The 14,537-nt window shown below is 67.4% G+C and carries 15 protein-coding genes; 13 read left to right on the top strand and 2 right to left on the bottom strand.

The features are described 5' to 3' along the window. Positions 1–17: 17 nt before the first annotated feature. From proC to metW, 4 genes are all read left to right on the top strand, one after another. Positions 18–857, top strand: coding sequence for a pyrroline-5-carboxylate reductase (proC, locus tag ABV408_RS01510; RefSeq protein WP_353980785.1), 840 nt, complete (start codon positions 18–20; stop codon positions 855–857). 28 nt (positions 858–885) lie between these two features. Beyond that, complete coding sequence (locus ABV408_RS01505; RefSeq protein WP_207036164.1) at positions 886–1,476, top strand: YggT family protein; 591 nt, start codon at positions 886–888, stop codon at positions 1,474–1,476. 80 nt (positions 1,477–1,556) lie between these two features. Next, positions 1,557–2,714, top strand: a complete 1,158-nt coding sequence (locus tag ABV408_RS01500) for a homoserine O-acetyltransferase (RefSeq protein WP_353980784.1) — start codon at positions 1,557–1,559, stop codon at positions 2,712–2,714. Then, positions 2,714–3,310: a methionine biosynthesis protein MetW gene (metW, locus tag ABV408_RS01495; RefSeq protein ID WP_353980783.1), complete on the top strand. Its 597-nt coding sequence runs from the start codon at positions 2,714–2,716 to the stop codon at positions 3,308–3,310. Before ABV408_RS01500 ends, metW begins: the two co-directional genes overlap by 1 nt. 7 nt (positions 3,311–3,317) lie before the next feature. Here metW and sfsA read toward each other — a convergent pair whose 3' ends face one another. Together sfsA and ABV408_RS01485 are read right to left on the bottom strand one after the other, a co-directional pair. Next, on the bottom strand, positions 3,318–4,088 hold the full coding sequence (gene sfsA, locus ABV408_RS01490) for a DNA/RNA nuclease SfsA (RefSeq protein WP_353980782.1): 771 nt from the start codon (positions 4,086–4,088) through the stop codon (positions 3,318–3,320). Continuing rightward, positions 4,085–5,254, bottom strand: a complete 1,170-nt coding sequence (locus ABV408_RS01485; protein ID WP_353980781.1) for an aminotransferase class I/II-fold pyridoxal phosphate-dependent enzyme — start codon at positions 5,252–5,254, stop codon at positions 4,085–4,087. The genes sfsA and ABV408_RS01485 overlap by 4 nt, the downstream gene beginning before the upstream one ends. A gap of 274 nt (positions 5,255–5,528) precedes the next feature. Between ABV408_RS01485 and dksA the strand changes: the two genes are divergently transcribed. From dksA to ABV408_RS01440, 9 genes are all read left to right on the top strand, one after another. Further along, complete coding sequence (dksA, locus tag ABV408_RS01480; RefSeq protein ID WP_035476187.1) at positions 5,529–5,966, top strand: RNA polymerase-binding protein DksA; 438 nt, start codon at positions 5,529–5,531, stop codon at positions 5,964–5,966. A gap of 138 nt (positions 5,967–6,104) precedes the next feature. Continuing rightward, on the top strand, positions 6,105–6,983 hold the full coding sequence (gene gluQRS / locus ABV408_RS01475) for a tRNA glutamyl-Q(34) synthetase GluQRS (RefSeq protein ID WP_353980780.1): 879 nt from the start codon (positions 6,105–6,107) through the stop codon (positions 6,981–6,983). A gap of 1,027 nt (positions 6,984–8,010) precedes the next feature. Next, positions 8,011–9,444: a polynucleotide adenylyltransferase PcnB gene (pcnB, locus tag ABV408_RS01470; protein ID WP_353980779.1), complete on the top strand. Its 1,434-nt coding sequence runs from the start codon at positions 8,011–8,013 to the stop codon at positions 9,442–9,444. Continuing rightward, positions 9,437–9,931, top strand: a complete 495-nt coding sequence (gene folK, locus ABV408_RS01465) for a 2-amino-4-hydroxy-6-hydroxymethyldihydropteridine diphosphokinase (RefSeq protein ID WP_353980778.1) — start codon at positions 9,437–9,439, stop codon at positions 9,929–9,931. The genes pcnB and folK overlap by 8 nt, the downstream gene beginning before the upstream one ends. 111 nt (positions 9,932–10,042) lie before the next feature. Next, a complete protein-coding gene (panB, locus tag ABV408_RS01460) occupies positions 10,043–10,834 on the top strand; it encodes a 3-methyl-2-oxobutanoate hydroxymethyltransferase (protein WP_353982190.1) in 792 nt (263 codons plus the stop codon). Then, positions 10,834–11,697, top strand: a complete 864-nt coding sequence (panC, locus tag ABV408_RS01455; protein ID WP_353980776.1) for a pantoate--beta-alanine ligase — start codon at positions 10,834–10,836, stop codon at positions 11,695–11,697. The genes panB and panC overlap by 1 nt, the downstream gene beginning before the upstream one ends. Next, positions 11,690–12,196, top strand: coding sequence for a GNAT family N-acetyltransferase (locus tag ABV408_RS01450; RefSeq protein ID WP_353980774.1), 507 nt, complete (start codon positions 11,690–11,692; stop codon positions 12,194–12,196). Before panC ends, ABV408_RS01450 begins: the two co-directional genes overlap by 8 nt. 41 nt (positions 12,197–12,237) lie before the next feature. Beyond that, entirely contained in the window at positions 12,238–13,194 is a 957-nt protein-coding gene (gene coaA / locus ABV408_RS01445) for a type I pantothenate kinase (protein WP_353980773.1), read from the top strand. Between the two features lie 146 nt (positions 13,195–13,340). Next, complete coding sequence (locus tag ABV408_RS01440) at positions 13,341–14,366, top strand: acyltransferase (RefSeq protein WP_353980772.1); 1,026 nt, start codon at positions 13,341–13,343, stop codon at positions 14,364–14,366. Positions 14,367–14,537: the final 171 nt, after the last annotated feature.

Genomic DNA, 14,537 nt, shown 5'->3' with positions numbered 1-14,537 from the left:
CGATACAGGATTTCGTCATGACCGACTCATCCCAGGCCAGCCACATCACCTTCATCGGTGCCGGCAACATGGCCAGCGCCATCTTCGGCGGCATGCTCGACAGCGGCTATCCGGCCGCCGCCATCACCGCCACCTCGCGCAGCCAGGAGCGCCTCGACGCCATCGCCGCGCAGTACCCGGTCCACACCACCCGTGACAACCTCGCCGCCGTCGCCACGGCCGACGTGGTGGTGCTCGCGGTCAAGCCGCAGATGATGCGCGAGCTGTGTCTATCCCTGCGTGACGCGGTGCAAGCGCGCCGCCCGCTGATCGTATCGGTGGCCGCCGGGCTCGAGGCGGCCACGCTGGAGCAGTGGCTGGGCGGCGAGCTGGCCGTGATACGCTGCATGCCCAACACCCCGTCACTGGTCGGCGCCGGCGCCAGCGGCCTCTACGCCAACGCCCGCGTCGACGCCGCCCAGCGCAGTCTGGCGAGCGAACTGCTGGGGGCGGTGGGACTGGTCGAGTGGGTCGAGGAGGAGGCGCAGATCGATGCCGTGACCGCCGTCTCCGGCAGCGGCCCGGCCTACTGCTTCCTGTTCATGGAGTCGCTGGAAGCCGCCGGCACCGCGCTGGGGCTGGCGCCGGAGAGCGCGCGCCGGCTGGCCCTGCAGACAGTCTATGGCGCGGCCAAGATGGCGCGCGAAAGCGAGTTCGAACCGGCCGAGCTGCGCCGCCGCGTCACCTCGCCCAATGGCACCACCGAGCGCGCCATCCAGAGCTTCCAGGATGCCGAGCTCGCACGCATCGTGGCCACCGCCGCCGAGGCCGCCGCAGAGCGCGCCCGCGAGCTGTCACGCGAACTGAGCCAGAACTGAAGTTGCCGAATCACTAGGAGATCATTCGATGGGCAGTCATCTCGGAAGCGCCGGTCTGATGCTGGTCAACAGCCTCGCCAGCATCTACCTCTTCGTCCTCATGCTGCGCTTCTTGCTGCAGTTCTCGCAGGCGGACTACTACAACCCCATGAGCCAGGGGATCGTCAAGGCGACCCAGCCGGTGGTGGCGCCGCTGCAGAAGTTCCTGCGCCCGCTCGGGCGTATCGACATCGCCACCCTGTTCGCCGGTTTTCTGCTCAAGGCGATCGTGATCATCGCCATCTTCCAGTTCGCCGGCTTCGGCATGCCGCCACTGCAGGGCATCCTGCTCGCGTCCATCGCCGGGGTGCTCAACGCCATTCTGAAGATCTACTTCTTCGCCCTGATCATCATGATCATCCTGAGCTGGGTGGCCCCGCGCGCGAGCCATCCCGGCGCGCTGCTGGTGATGCAGATCGTCGAGCCGATCATGGCACCGGTGCGCCGGGTCATCCCGCCGCTGGGCATGATCGATCTGTCGCCTATCGTGGTCTTCATCGCCATCAACCTGCTCGACAGCCTGCTGGTCGGCGCGCTCGCTCGCGCCGCCGGTCTGCCGGGCGCCCTGGTCGGATTCTGAACGCCGCCACCGCCCCCGGTCGCACGCTGCGTCCGGGCGGCGGTCGTCTGCCCTGCTGATTCTGGAGACCTCCGCGTTTCATGTCCGCTTCCTTCCCGCCCGACTCGGTCGGCCTGGTCACGCCCCAGACCGCGACCTTCGAAACGCCGCTGCCGCTCGCCTGCGGCAAGACGCTGGCGCGCTTCGAGCTGGTCTACGAGACCTACGGCACGCTCAACGCCGAGCGCAGCAACGCCGTGCTCATCTGCCATGCGCTCTCCGGCCACCACCACGCCGCCGGCTACCATGGCGCCGACGAGCGCAAGCCCGGCTGGTGGGATGCCTATATCGGCCCCGGCAAGGTGATCGACACCGACCGCTTCTTCGTCGTCTCGCTCAACAACCTCGGCGGCTGCCACGGCAGCACCGGGCCGGGCAGCGTCAATCCCGAGACCGGACGGCTGTGGGGGCCGACCTTTCCGGTACTCACCGTGGCCGACTGGGTGCATAGCCAGGCGCGCCTGGCCGACCATCTCGGCATCAACCGCTTCGCCGCAGTGGTCGGCGGCAGCCTCGGCGGCATGCAGGCGCTGCAGTGGACGATCGCCTACCCTGAGCGGGTCGCCAACGCGGTGGTGATCGCCGCCACGCCGCGCCTCTCGGCCCAGAACATCGCCTTCAACGAGGTCGCGCGCCAGGCGATCCGTTCCGACCCCGACTTCTTCGACGGCTGGTACGCCGAACGCGAGGCGATCCCCAAGCTGGGGCTGAAGCTGGCACGCATGATCGGCCACATCACCTATCTCTCGGAACACTCGATGGGCTCGCGCTTCGGCCGCGACCTGCGCAGCGACCAGCTCAACTTCGGCTATGACGTCGAGTTCCAGGTCGAGTCCTATCTGCGCCATCAGGGCGACACCTTCTCGACCCGCTTCGACGCCAACACCTACCTGCTGATGACCAAGGCGCTGGACTACTTCGACCCCGCCGGCCAGCACGACGGCAATCTCGCCGCGGCGCTGGCCCCGGTCGCCTGCCCCTATCTGGTGATCAGCTTCACCACCGACTGGCGCTTCGCCCCGGCGCGCTCGCGCGAGCTGGTCGACGCCCTGCTGCGCGCGGGCAAGGCGGTGAGCTACGTCAACGTCGACTCGCCCCACGGGCACGACGCCTTCCTGCTGCCCAACGACCACTACCAGGCGGTGTTCGGTAGCTTCATGCAGCGGGTTTATGCCGATATTTGCGGGGAGAGTCGCTGATGCGCGCCGATCTCGAACTGATCTACGACTGGGTGCCCGCCGGCGCCCACATTCTCGACCTCGGCTGCGGCGACGGCACCCTGCTGGACACCCTGGGCCAGCGCAAGGGGGTCACCGGCTACGGGCTGGAGATCGACCCGGCGGGGCTCGCCGCCTGTCTGCGCCGCGGGGTCAACGTGATCGAGCAGAACCTCGACGACGGCCTCGGCAACTTCGACGACGACGCCTTCGACGTGGTGGTGATGACCCAGGCGCTGCAGGCCCTGCGGCGACCGGACAGCATGCTCGTCGAGATGCTGCGAGTGGCCCCGGAGTGCATCATCGCCTTTCCCAACTTCGCCTTCTGGAAGCACCGCCTGCACCTGAGCCTGCGCGGTCGCATGCCGGTGTCGCGTTCGCTGCCCCACGCCTGGTACGACACCCCCAACATCCACCTGTCGACCTTCCGCGACTTCGCCAACCTGTGCCGTGAAAAGGGTGTGCGCATCGCCGACGAAGCGGTGGGCAGCGCCGACCACCAGCCTCACTGGACCTCGCGGCGCTGGCCCAATCTGTTTGGCGAGACGGCGATCTTCCGGGTCTGCCGAGGGCGCTAGCTCGGCCTCAGCCTGCCGACGGCGGCAGTCGACGTTCGAGATCCACCGCCAGCCGGCGCACGAGGCGCATGCCCAGCGGCCGCCCCTGGGCCTGGAGCAGATCGCAGCCATAGGCCAGCACCTCCACCCCCTGCGCGGCCACCTCGCGCAGCCGCGCGGCGTAGGCGGGATCGAGATGCGCCGCCGGCGCCACGTCTTTTATGCCGGTATGCGCCACGCAGAACAGCAGCACACTGCGCTGGCCCGCGCCAGCGAGTGTCGCCAGCGCATCCAGATGGCGCCGCCCGCGCTCACTCACCGCATCGGGAAAGTAACCGTGGCCGTCGCGCTCCTTCAGCGTCACCTGCTTGACCTCGACGTAGCAGGCGTCACCGGAGGCCAGGTCGAGGCGGAAGTCGAGCCGCGCCCCCTCGACCTTGACCTCCGGCGTCAAACGCACGAAGTCGGCCAGCGGCGCCACGCGTCCGGCCCGCAGTGCCGCCGCCACCAGCGCATTGGCGCGCCCGGTATGCACCGACACCCAGTCGACCCCACCCTGGCCGTCCGGCAGCTCGATCAGCTCCCAGGTCCAGGCCAGCTTGCGTGCCGGATTGGTGCTCGGAGACAGCCACACCCGGCAACCCGGCACGTTCACCGCGCGCATCGAACCGGTATTGGGGCAGTGCGCCACCACCTCGCGCCCATCATCGAGACGCACATCGGCCAGAAAGCGCTTGTAGCGGCGCAGCAGCGTGCCGGGCACCAGCTCGATCCGGGGCGGGTCCTTGGGCAGGCTCATCCGCGCCCCCGCCGGGCCAGAAAGCGCTCGAGACGCGCGACCGCCTCCTCCAGCCGCGCCACCCCGGTGGTGAAGGCGATCCGCACATGGTGGCCCCCACCGCGCACGGCGAAATCGGTGCCCGGGGTGATCGCCACGTTCTCCTCGTCGAGCAGCGCGCGGCAGAACGCCTCGCTGTCATCGGTGTGGGCAGAGACGTCGAGCCAGACATAGAACGCGCCCTGGGGCGGCTGCGCCGGCGCCAGGCCGAGCCGAGCCAACCCTGCGAGCAGCGCATCGCGGCGCACCTGCAGCTCGGCGCGGCGCGCTTCCAGCTGCGCCAGGCACTCGGACGAGAAGGCCGCCAGGGCGGCGTGCTGGGAGAGCGTCGGCGGCGCCAGGAAGACGTTCTGGGCCAGCCGCGACAGCGGCTCCACTGCGGCCTCGGGGGCCACCAGCCAGCCCAGCCGCCAGCCGGTCATGCCGAAGAACTTGGAGAAGCTGTTGACCACGAACGCCTCCGGCGCCGCACTCACCGCGGAGACCGGCGCGACGTCGTAGCACAGCCCCTGATAGATCTCGTCGACCAGCAGCGCCGCATCGCGTGCCGCCACCGTCTGCGCCACGGCCGCCAGCTGCGACGCCGACAGCATGTGGCCGGTGGGGTTGGAAGGAGTGGCCAGCATCGCCAGCCGCGTGTCGGGCTGCCAGTGCTGCGCGAGCAGCGCCGCATCGAGCTGCCAGCCGCTCTCCGGACCGACCGGTACACAGTCCACCGCGGCCTCGGCCAGCGCCATGAAGTGGCGGTTGCAGGGATAGGTGGGGTCGGCCATCAGCACCCGGTCACCGCGCTGCACCAGCAGCTGACTCGCCAGCAGCAGCGCCCCGGAAGCCCCGGGCGTGACGATCACCCGACGCGGGTCGAGTGCCACCCCGTGGCAGCGCTGGTAGTGGGCGGCGATCGCCTCGCGCAGCGCCGGTAAACCGCACGCCGGGGTATAGCGGGTGTGCCCCGCCGCCAGCGCCTGCTGGCCCGCCGCGACCACCGCCGCGGGGGAGGGAAAATCGGGCTCACCGATCTCCAGATGAATGACGTCGTGACCGGCGGCCTCGCGGGCCTGGGCCGCTTCCAGCAGACGCATGACGCGAAACGGCGCCACCGCCGCCAGGCGATCGCTCCAGGACATCTCGTATCGACTCCTCGTCACCGGGGCACTCGGCGCTCCGGACGCCGACAGCAGGGCCGGCGCCCCGCATCACCCCATTTGGATGGAGCCACCGCAGCGCGCGGCGACATACCGGTCGCAGCGTTGCGGTAGCCAAAAATAAAGCGCGGCTTTGGTTGCAATGCGGTAACTTTTTCGCTAAACAAGCATGGCTTCGGGCGGCGGCTGATGCTGCCCATGGTCGATTCTCGACCGAATCACACGCGTCACGACACTTGTGTAACGAGGCAGCCCCATGCCAGTAGCAGAAAAGAAAACGGAAGCGCCCAAGGCATTCACCCCGTACCAGCCGGCACCGGGTGAAGAGTACATGAACGAAAAGCAGCTTGCGCACTTCCGTGAGATCCTGCTGGGCTGGAAACAGGATCTTATGGAAGAGGTCGATCGCACGGTGCGCCACCTGCAGGAAGAGGCGAACAACTTCGCCGATCCCGCCGACCGGGCGACGCAGGAAGAGGGCTTCAGCCTCGAGCTGAGAACGCGTGACCGCGAGCGTAAACTGCTCAAGAAGATCAACGAAACGATCGACAAGATCGACGAAGACGATTACGGCTTCTGTGAAGCGTGTGGCGTCGAGATCGGCATCCGCCGCCTCGAGGCACGCCCCACCGCCACCCTGTGCGTCGACTGCAAGACGCTGGCGGAGCTGAAAGAGAAACAGCTCGGCGGCTGATCGCGCCAGGTAGTAGCTCGGCGATCCACGGATCGCCGGAGCCAGCAGCAGACGGGCACCGAGGGGTGCCCGTTTTGTTTTCCCGTACTGCAGGCGCTTCCCGTCACGCTGGCTTTCCCAGACCACCATGGAGAGACGATGCCCTACATCGGTCGTTTCGCCCCCACGCCCTCCGGCCCGCTGCACCTGGGGTCGCTGGTCGCCGCCCTGGGCAGCTGGCTCGATGCGCGCGCCGCCGGCGGGCGCTGGCTGCTGCGCATCGAGGACATCGACCCGCCGCGCTGCCCGCCCCAGGCCGCGGCGACCATTCAACGCCAGCTGGCGGCCTTCGGCCTTACCTGGGACGGCGAGATCTGCTTCCAGCACCGGCGCGACGACGCCTACCACACCGCGCTCGAACGCCTGGCCGCCGCCGGCCGGGTCTACCCCTGCGGCTGCTCGCGCAAGGAGTGGCAGCATCTCGGCCACTACCCCGGCTGGTGCCGCGAGCATCCGCGTCATCCCCAGCGCCCCCAGGCGTGGCGGCTACGTACCGACCTCGGCCCCAACCCGGTGATCTGGCAGGACCGGCTGTTCGGAACCCAGCGGCTCGACCCGACCACCCAGGGCGATGTGGTGATCAAGCGCAAGGATGGCCTGTGGGCCTATCAGCTGGCGGTGGTGGTCGACGACGCCGCCCAGGGTATTACCGACGTGGTGCGCGGCTTTGACCTGCTCGATAACACCCCGTGGCAGCGCCAGCTGCAACAGGCGCTGGGCTACCCTGAGCCGCGCTATCTGCATCTGCCACTGATTCGCGGCGACGACGGACAGAAACTCTCCAAGCAGAATCTGGCGCCACCGCTGCCACTGGATGACGCCGCCGTGCGCCCGCTGCTCCACCAAGCGCTGGCGCTGCTCGACCAGCGCCCTCCCTCGGAGTTACATCAGGCCCCGGTCGCCACCCAACTGGCATGGGCGGTGGACGCCTGGTCCCCACAGGCACTGACACCCCGTGCCTACCGCGATCTGACGTGATCACAGAGGGGATGCACGTCTACCCCCTTCGACTGACGACCATGGTCTAAGCGCAATTCATGTCATTTTGCGTCACCCTTGTCGCCATTGCAGGAGGGGTTCTGCACCAAGAACAAGCATCAAGGGTATTTTCTGCCCCGTTTTGAACCACCCCTCTCAGGCATACGGGCCGACAAGATCAAGACCTGGCCGCGAGAAAAAAGCCAACCCATTGATCAAAAAGAAAAAACCAGGGGATGGCACGCCCAGTGCACTCACATTGGACAAGAAGAACAAACGACATTCTCTAGTCGCACCAACAATAACAATCGCGACAGGAAGACAGCACTGACGCCAACAACGACAACTCAGGCGTCGACTCGAACGACTCGCTGCCGCCGGGGCGATAACAACGACAACGCCCTCGAGTCATGCATGCAACCAGGACGCGACGTTCTTCGGTAGGCCGGGCAACAACAACAACGCGCCCCGTAACCCGAAGACTTCCCGATATAACAACAAGACTCGGGAAAAGGCATTGCCTGTCGTGGTTGGATTATTGTTTTGAATACGAGGTGGTCGCCACCCGCGGTATTGCGATGCCCCGCCCGGTGACTGTGTTGCGTATTCAAGGCGATGCGCCATCACGAACAAAAAGAAGCGGCATGGACGTTGCAGAAAATGCTTAAGAGGGGAGGCCGATGGCCTCCCCTTTTTGCTGTGCGCCAGTATTGCCGTGCGCGACCCTACCAGCACGCAGCCGCAGGAACATTCCCGCCGATCATCGAGGCCACCGAGCGCTCACCGCCCGCCAGGGTGCATTCCCCCACACGATTTACCCTCGGGCCAGCGGCACTCGTCCCTCACGCCTAGCCACCGGCCCCGATGCCCCACCACGGCAATCCGCACCGGCAGTCCGTCCCGACAATACGCCCCGACAGGCCAGAAGACGGATATGAGGCTGGACAGATGGCCAGGGCTTCGCTATGCAAGCCTGCGGGGCTCCGCTACACTGGGGCTTTGCTATCTCGCGAGTCGACTTCGCCGCATGTTCAAAGGATTTTCCCGCTTTCTACAACGTCCCGGTGAACGTTTGAAGAGTCTCTTCGGCCCCGAGTCCGCCCGCGCCGACGCCGCCGAACCGGTCCTGCAACAGATCGTGCTCCCCCGCGACGAGCACAGCGTATCGCGCAAGAATCTGAGCGAAAGCGCCCTCAAGGTGCTCTACCGGCTCAACGGCGCCGGCTACGACGCCTATCTGGTGGGCGGCTGTATCCGTGACTCCCTGCTCGGCCGGCAGCCCAAGGATTTCGACGTTGCCACCAGCGCCACCCCCGATGAAGTGCGCCAGCTGTTTCGCAACTCGCGCATCATCGGCCGGCGTTTCCGTATCGTCCACGTGCGCTTCGGCCGCGAGATCATCGAGGTCACTACCTTCCGCGGCAGCCACGGCGACGGCGATGACGGCAATGTCAGCCAGCAGTCCGACGAGGGGCTGCTGCTGCGTGACAACGTCTGGGGCAGCGTGGAAGAGGACGCCATCCGTCGCGACTTCACCGTCAACGCCCTCTACTACAGCGTCAGCGACTTCAGCATCTATGACTGGACCGGCGGCATCGCCGATCTCGAGCGGCGCCTGCTGCGCCTGATCGGCGACCCCGAGACGCGCTATCGCGAGGACCCGGTACGCATGCTGCGTGCCGCCCGCTTCGCCGCCAAGCTCGATTTCGCCATCGAAGCCGGCACCGAGGCGCCGATCCGCGAACTCGCCCCGCTGCTGCTGCAGATTCCGCCGGCACGTCTGTTCGAAGAGGTGCTCAAGCTGTTCCTCTCCGGTCACGCGGTGCAGAGCTTCCGCTGCCTGCGCGAACTCGGTCTCTACGCCATGCTGTTCCCGGAGAGCGACGAGGCGCTGGCAGAGCTGCCCTGGGCAGAAGCCCTGGTCGAGCAGGCGCTGGCCAACACCGACGCCCGTCTGGCCGAGGATCGCCCGGTCACGCCGGCCTTCCTCTTCGCCGCGCTGCTGTGGCCCTGCGTGGTACAGCGTACCGCCCAGTTGGCCCACGAGCAGGAGCTGCCCGATGTCCCCGCCCAGCAGGCGGCGGCACAGCAGGTCATCAGCCGCCAGCTCAAGCACACCTCGATTCCCAAGCGTTTCAGCATCCCCATGCGCGAGATCTGGGATCTCCAGCAGCACCTGCCGCGCCGACGCGGGCGCAAGGTGTTCCAGACGCTCGAACACCCGCGCTTCCGTGCCGCCTACGACTTCCTGCTGCTGCGCGAGCAGGCCGGCGAACTCGCGCCTGAGCTGGGCGAGTGGTGGACCGAGTTCCAGCACGCCGACGAGAGCCGCCAGCACGAGCTGATGAAGCAGGTCGATGGTGGCCACCCGGCCTCCACCAACGGCAAGCCCAAGCGCCGCCGCCCGCGCAAGCGCCGTCGCCCCAGCAACCGCGCCGCACCGCCGACCCTGGATGAGTGATCCCACCGGCGCGCTGGCCTATATCGGCCTCGGCAGCAATCTCGAGGCACCGCGCGATCAGCTCGAGCGCGCCCTCGAGGCGCTCGCGGTCCTGCCGCTGAGCACGCTGGTGGCGCGCTCCTCGCTCTATGCGAGCGCCCCAGTGGGCCCCCAGGACCAGCCCGATTTCGTCAATGCGGTAGTGGCACTGCGCACCCGCCTCTCGCCGCTGGCGCTGCTCGATCAGCTGCAGGCGCTGGAACAGCGCCACCGTCGTGTCCGCCTGCGCCACTGGGGGCCGCGCACGCTGGACCTCGACCTGCTCAGCTACGCCGACCTGAGCCTGCACACCCCGCGCCTGACGCTGCCGCATCCGCAGCGGCTGGCGCGGCGCTTCGTGCTCGAACCCCTGGCCGAGATCGACCCCACGCTGGTGCTCGACGGCACCCCGGTGGGCGAACGCGCCGCCGCCCTGGCGCACCAGCCGCTGCACCGCCTGCCGGCGTGAGCGCCGGCGCACCGACGGCAGCCTAATGTCGTGTTGCGTCCCCCGAACAACGCTTTACACTCGGCCCCGCGCCCAAGGTACCCGGCGTTCGATACCTGCGAGAGAACCGTGATGAAGCCCGTTACCCTGAATACGCTGCGCGAGCTCAAGACGCGCGGCGATACCTTCAGTTGCCTGACCGCCTATGATGCGACCTTCGCCCGCTGCGCCGACGAAGCCGGCATCGAAGTGCTGCTGGTGGGAGACTCCCTCGGCATGGTGCTGCAGGGTCACGCCAGCACGCTGCCGGTCACCCTCGATGACCTCTGCTACCACACCGCCTGCGTGGCCCGCGCCAAGCGCCAGAGCCTGCTGATGGTCGACCTGCCGTTCATGAGCAACGTCGACACCGCGCAGCTGCTGCGCGACGCCGGCACCCTGATGCGCGCAGGGGCCGAGATGATCAAGATCGAGGGCGAGGCGTGGATGGCCGAGGGCGTCAACGAGCTTCACCGCCGCGGCGTGCCGGTGTGCGCGCATCTCGGCCTGACCCCGCAGAGCGTGCACCGTTTCGGCGGCTTCAAGGTCCAGGGCCGCGAGCGCGATCAGGCCCAGCGCATCATCCATGACGCTCAGTGTCTGGTCGATGCGGGTGCGGCGGTGATCCTGCTGGAGTGCGTGCCGGCGGATCTGGGCAAGGCGGTGCGCGACGCCGTCGCCGCACCGGTGATCGGCATTGGCGCCGGCGCCGAGGTCGACGGCCAGATCCTGGTGATGCACGACGTGCTGGGGCTCAACAGCGGCTACGTACCGCGCTTCGTCAAGAACTTCCTGAGTGGCCGTGACAGCATCCTCGACGCCTTCCGCGCCTACCACGAGGCGGTCAAGGCGCGCACCTTCCCGGCCGAGGAGCATACGTTCTGATGCACACCCTGCACGCCATTGCGCCGCTGCGCGAGTGGCTCGACGGCGAGCGCCGCCGCGGCCGGCGCATCGCGCTGGTACCCACCATGGGCAACCTGCATGCGGGCCATCTGGCGCTGGTCGACCGGGCCCGGGAGCTGGCCGACGTGGTGGTGGCGACGCTGTTCGTCAATCCCCTGCAGTTCGGCCCGGGCGAGGACTTCGCACGCTACCCGCGCACCCTGGCGGCCGACAGTGAGCAACTCGAACGCCACGGCTGTGACCTGCTGTTCGCCCCCAGCGTGGAGACCCTCTACCCGCAGGGGCTCGATGGTCTGACCCGGGTGCGGGTACCCGGCGTCTCGGAGGGGCTCTGCGGCGGCAGCCGCCCCGGCCACTTCGACGGCGTCGCCACCGTGGTCTCGCTGCTGTTCCATCTGACCCAGCCGGACGTCGCCTGTTTTGGCGAGAAGGATTTCCAGCAGTTGGCGGTGATTCGCAAGCTGGTGGCCGATCTGCACTTCCCGATCCAGATCGAGGGCGTGGCCACGGCGCGGGCCGAGGATGGCCTGGCGCTCTCCTCACGCAATGGCTATCTCTCCGCCGAGGAGCGCCAGCGCGCCGCTGCGCTCTATCACAGCCTGCGCGAGTGCGCCGCCGCGCTGGCCGAGGGTGCCGCTATCGATACCAGCCTGGCCCGGGCGCGCCAGGCCCTGGCGAATGCGGGCCTGCAGCTGGACTATCTGGAACTGCGTGACGCCGGCCTGGCACCGCTGGCGCCCCAGGCCAGCGGCGCGGCGCGGCTGCTGGGCGCCGTCTATCTGGGCCGCACGCGGCTGATCGACAATATCGCGGTCACCCTGCCAGAGCCTGCGCATGCCTGAACGCCGCTGGCGCGCGGCGCTGCCGAGCGATCTGCGCGTGATCGCCGGCTGGATCGACTCGCCGCAGGCACTCGAACGCTGGGCTGGCCCGGGGCTCTCCTGGCCGCCGGAGCCCGCCACGCTGTGGCGCGAGTTCGGCGGCGGCGCCACGCCCGCCTTCACCCTGCGTGAGGGAAAGCATCCCGTCGCCTTCGGCCAGCTCGTGCCCAAGGCGACCGACCACTGGCACCTGGCCCGGCTCATCGTCGCCCCCGAGCGCCGCGGTCAGGGGCTGGGGCGCAGCCTGTGCCAACACCTGCTGGCGCAGGCTCGGCAGCGCCAGGCCCGCTGCGTCACGCTCAACGTGTTTCGCGACAACCTTGCGGCACTTGCCCTCTATCAGGCGCTGGGCTTCGTCGACCGAGGCACGACGGACGCCCGCGGCATACAACCGATGTGGCTGCCACGGTTTGCCGATTCCGGCCACACCACAGACAATGAGTGCCCGGAAGACGGCTGAGCGCCGCCTGCCGACTCGACGATCATGGTCAGAGACAGCCAATGAACCAACTGAGACCGGACCCGTTCTCACCCTACCAGTTCTATTCGGCGCAGCAGTGGGCTGCCTTTCGTGCCGACACGCCACTGACGCTCGCCTCCGAGGAGGTGCAGCGGCTGCGCTCGCTCAACGACCCGATCGATCTCGACGAGGTGCGGCGCATCTATCTGTCGCTGTCGCGGCTGCTCTCCTCCTACGTCGAGGCCAGCCAGCAGCTCTACGCCCAGCGCAAGCGCTTCCTCGACATCGACGATACCCAGAAGACGCCGTTCATCATCGGCCTCGCCGGGTCGGTCGCGGTGGGCAAGTCGACCACTGCAAGGATTCTCAAGGAGCTGCTGGCGCGCTGGCCGTCGAGCCCCAAGGTCGACCTGGTCACCACCGACGGTTTCCTCTATCCCAACGCGGTGCTCAAGGACAAGGCTCTGATGACCCGCAAGGGCTTCCCCGAGAGCTACGACATCGGTGCGCTGCTACGCTTTCTCTCCTGGATCAAGGCGGGGGTGCGCAACGTCCAGGCACCGCTCTACTCGCACCTCACCTACGATGTGCGTGAGCACGAATTCCAGACCATCGACCGCCCCGACATCCTGATCGTCGAGGGCATCAACGTGCTGCATGTGCGCGATCTGCCCGAAGACGGCAAGATGGTGCCGTTCGTCTCCGACTTCTTCGACTTCTCGATCTACATCGATGCCGAGGAGCAGCATATCCACGACTGGTACCTGGAGCGCTTCAAGCTGCTGCGCCAGACCGCCTTCCAGAACCCCGACTCCTTCTTCCACCGCTATGCCCAGATCAGCGAAACCGAGGCGCTGGAGATCGCCGAGGGGCTGTGGCGCGACATCAACCGCCGCAACCTGCGCGAGAATATCCTGCCCACCCGCCCGCGCGCCGATCTGATCCTGCGCAAGGGGCACGATCACCTGGTCGAACAAGTGGCACTGCGCAAGGTGTGAGCCACGCCGGGCTCGCCGTTTCTGCAAACTTGCCGCACAGAGCTTGTCCAGACATAGCGTTTTGTCAGCCTGTGTGACGGCGGCGAACTTTCGCCGCCATTTTCCCTCGGATAGCTGTCAACTTTGGTCGAAGACAGGAAGACGGGATGCTGGTTTCGGTACAGGCGCTGCGCGCCCTGGCGGCGTGGATCGTCGTCTTTCACCACTTCATGCAGGTGTTCTTCGGCTTCCAGGCCGATAACTGGGTCGAGTACCTGCTCTCCACCCGCGGCCAGGTAGGGGTGGATATCTTCTTCGTCATCAGCGGCTTCGTGATCACCGTCTCGACCCGCGGCAAGCGCCTCTCGATGCCCCAGTTCCTGCTTCAGCGCTGCGCCCGTATCGTCCCCGCCTACTGGCTGTATACCGCGATCACCGCGCTGGTGATCGTGTTCACCAGCGACGTGATGCCGGAGTACGGCTTCAGTGTCATCGGGCTGGTCAAATCGCTGCTGTTCATCCCCGCCGAGAACCCGGCCGGCTACGGCTATTATCCGATCCTGCCGGTGGGCTGGACGCTCAACTTCGAGATGCTGTTCTATCTGGTGTTCGCCGCCTCGCTGCTGCTGGCGCGGCCGTGGCGGCTGTGGGGGCTGGTGATCGCGATCGTGGCGATCAATACGCTGTTTGCCCCCCAGCCGTTCATCAGCAGCTTCTATAGCGACCCGATCATCTTCGAATTTCTGCTCGGCGTGGGTATCGGCGTCTACTACGCCCGCCACGGGCTACCCACCGGGCGGCTATGGCCGCTGCTGCTGATCGGGCTCAGCGTGGCGACGCTACTCGCCTTCGACGACCCTTCCGGCGCGCTACGCTTCTTCGCCTGGGGCCTGCCCAGCGCACTGCTGGTGATCGCCTGCATCGCACTGGAGCCCTATATCGGCGACAACCGGGTGTTCAAGCGCATGGGCGACTGGTCCTACTCGACCTATCTGCTCCATGTCATCGTGCTGTGGTGCGGCAACTACCTGCTCACTCAACGCCTCGGACTCGGTCCCTATCTCACCCTGGCGATCTGCTTGCCGATCATCGCGCTGCTCTCCTGGATCAGCTTCGAGCTGGTGGAGAAGCGCCTGTCGCGACGGATCAAGCGCTGGCTGCCGGCACCCCGAACTGCCGCCGTCAGCGCCTGAGAGACCATCACCGAGCGTCGGCGGCGCTACAGAGACCCCGCCAGACCCAGCGCTGATCTCGACACCCGTCACCGAAGTGTTCCTCATGAAAAAGTGCTCGTCACAAAAAACGCCCGGCCCGCACGAGGCGGACCGGGCGTGGTCGAGCGAGCAGCGGGCGCAGTGCCCGCG

Source organism: Salinicola endophyticus (assembly GCF_040536835.1).
Classification (GTDB): domain Bacteria; phylum Pseudomonadota; class Gammaproteobacteria; order Pseudomonadales; family Halomonadaceae; genus Salinicola; species Salinicola endophyticus_A.
The sequence above is the reverse complement of the archived record's forward strand: the minus strand, read 5'-3'. Positions and strand labels throughout refer to the sequence as shown.

Excerpts from the sequence above, each read along its gene's own strand:
- pcnB (WP_353980779.1), top strand. The coding sequence starts at position 8,011 with ATGTTCAAAGGATTTTCCCGCTTTCTACAACGTCCCGGTGAACGTTTG.
- panB (WP_353982190.1), top strand. The coding sequence starts at position 10,043 with ATGAAGCCCGTTACCCTGAATACGCTGCGCGAGCTCAAGACGCGCGGC.
- ABV408_RS01505 (WP_207036164.1), top strand. The coding sequence starts at position 886 with ATGGGCAGTCATCTCGGAAGCGCCGGTCTGATGCTGGTCAACAGCCTC.
- dksA (WP_035476187.1), top strand. The coding sequence starts at position 5,529 with ATGCCAGTAGCAGAAAAGAAAACGGAAGCGCCCAAGGCATTCACCCCG.
- ABV408_RS01500 (WP_353980784.1), top strand. The coding sequence starts at position 1,557 with ATGTCCGCTTCCTTCCCGCCCGACTCGGTCGGCCTGGTCACGCCCCAG.
- ABV408_RS01440 (WP_353980772.1), top strand. The coding sequence starts at position 13,341 with ATGCTGGTTTCGGTACAGGCGCTGCGCGCCCTGGCGGCGTGGATCGTC.
- folK (WP_353980778.1), top strand. The coding sequence starts at position 9,437 with ATGAGTGATCCCACCGGCGCGCTGGCCTATATCGGCCTCGGCAGCAAT.
- metW (WP_353980783.1), top strand. The coding sequence starts at position 2,714 with ATGCGCGCCGATCTCGAACTGATCTACGACTGGGTGCCCGCCGGCGCC.
- panC (WP_353980776.1), top strand. The coding sequence starts at position 10,834 with ATGCACACCCTGCACGCCATTGCGCCGCTGCGCGAGTGGCTCGACGGC.
- gluQRS (WP_353980780.1), top strand. The coding sequence starts at position 6,105 with ATGCCCTACATCGGTCGTTTCGCCCCCACGCCCTCCGGCCCGCTGCAC.
- sfsA (WP_353980782.1), bottom strand. The coding sequence starts at position 4,088 with ATGAGCCTGCCCAAGGACCCGCCCCGGATCGAGCTGGTGCCCGGCACG.
- proC (WP_353980785.1), top strand. The coding sequence starts at position 18 with ATGACCGACTCATCCCAGGCCAGCCACATCACCTTCATCGGTGCCGGC.
- ABV408_RS01485 (WP_353980781.1), bottom strand. The coding sequence starts at position 5,254 with ATGTCCTGGAGCGATCGCCTGGCGGCGGTGGCGCCGTTTCGCGTCATG.
- coaA (WP_353980773.1), top strand. The coding sequence starts at position 12,238 with ATGAACCAACTGAGACCGGACCCGTTCTCACCCTACCAGTTCTATTCG.
- ABV408_RS01450 (WP_353980774.1), top strand. The coding sequence starts at position 11,690 with ATGCCTGAACGCCGCTGGCGCGCGGCGCTGCCGAGCGATCTGCGCGTG.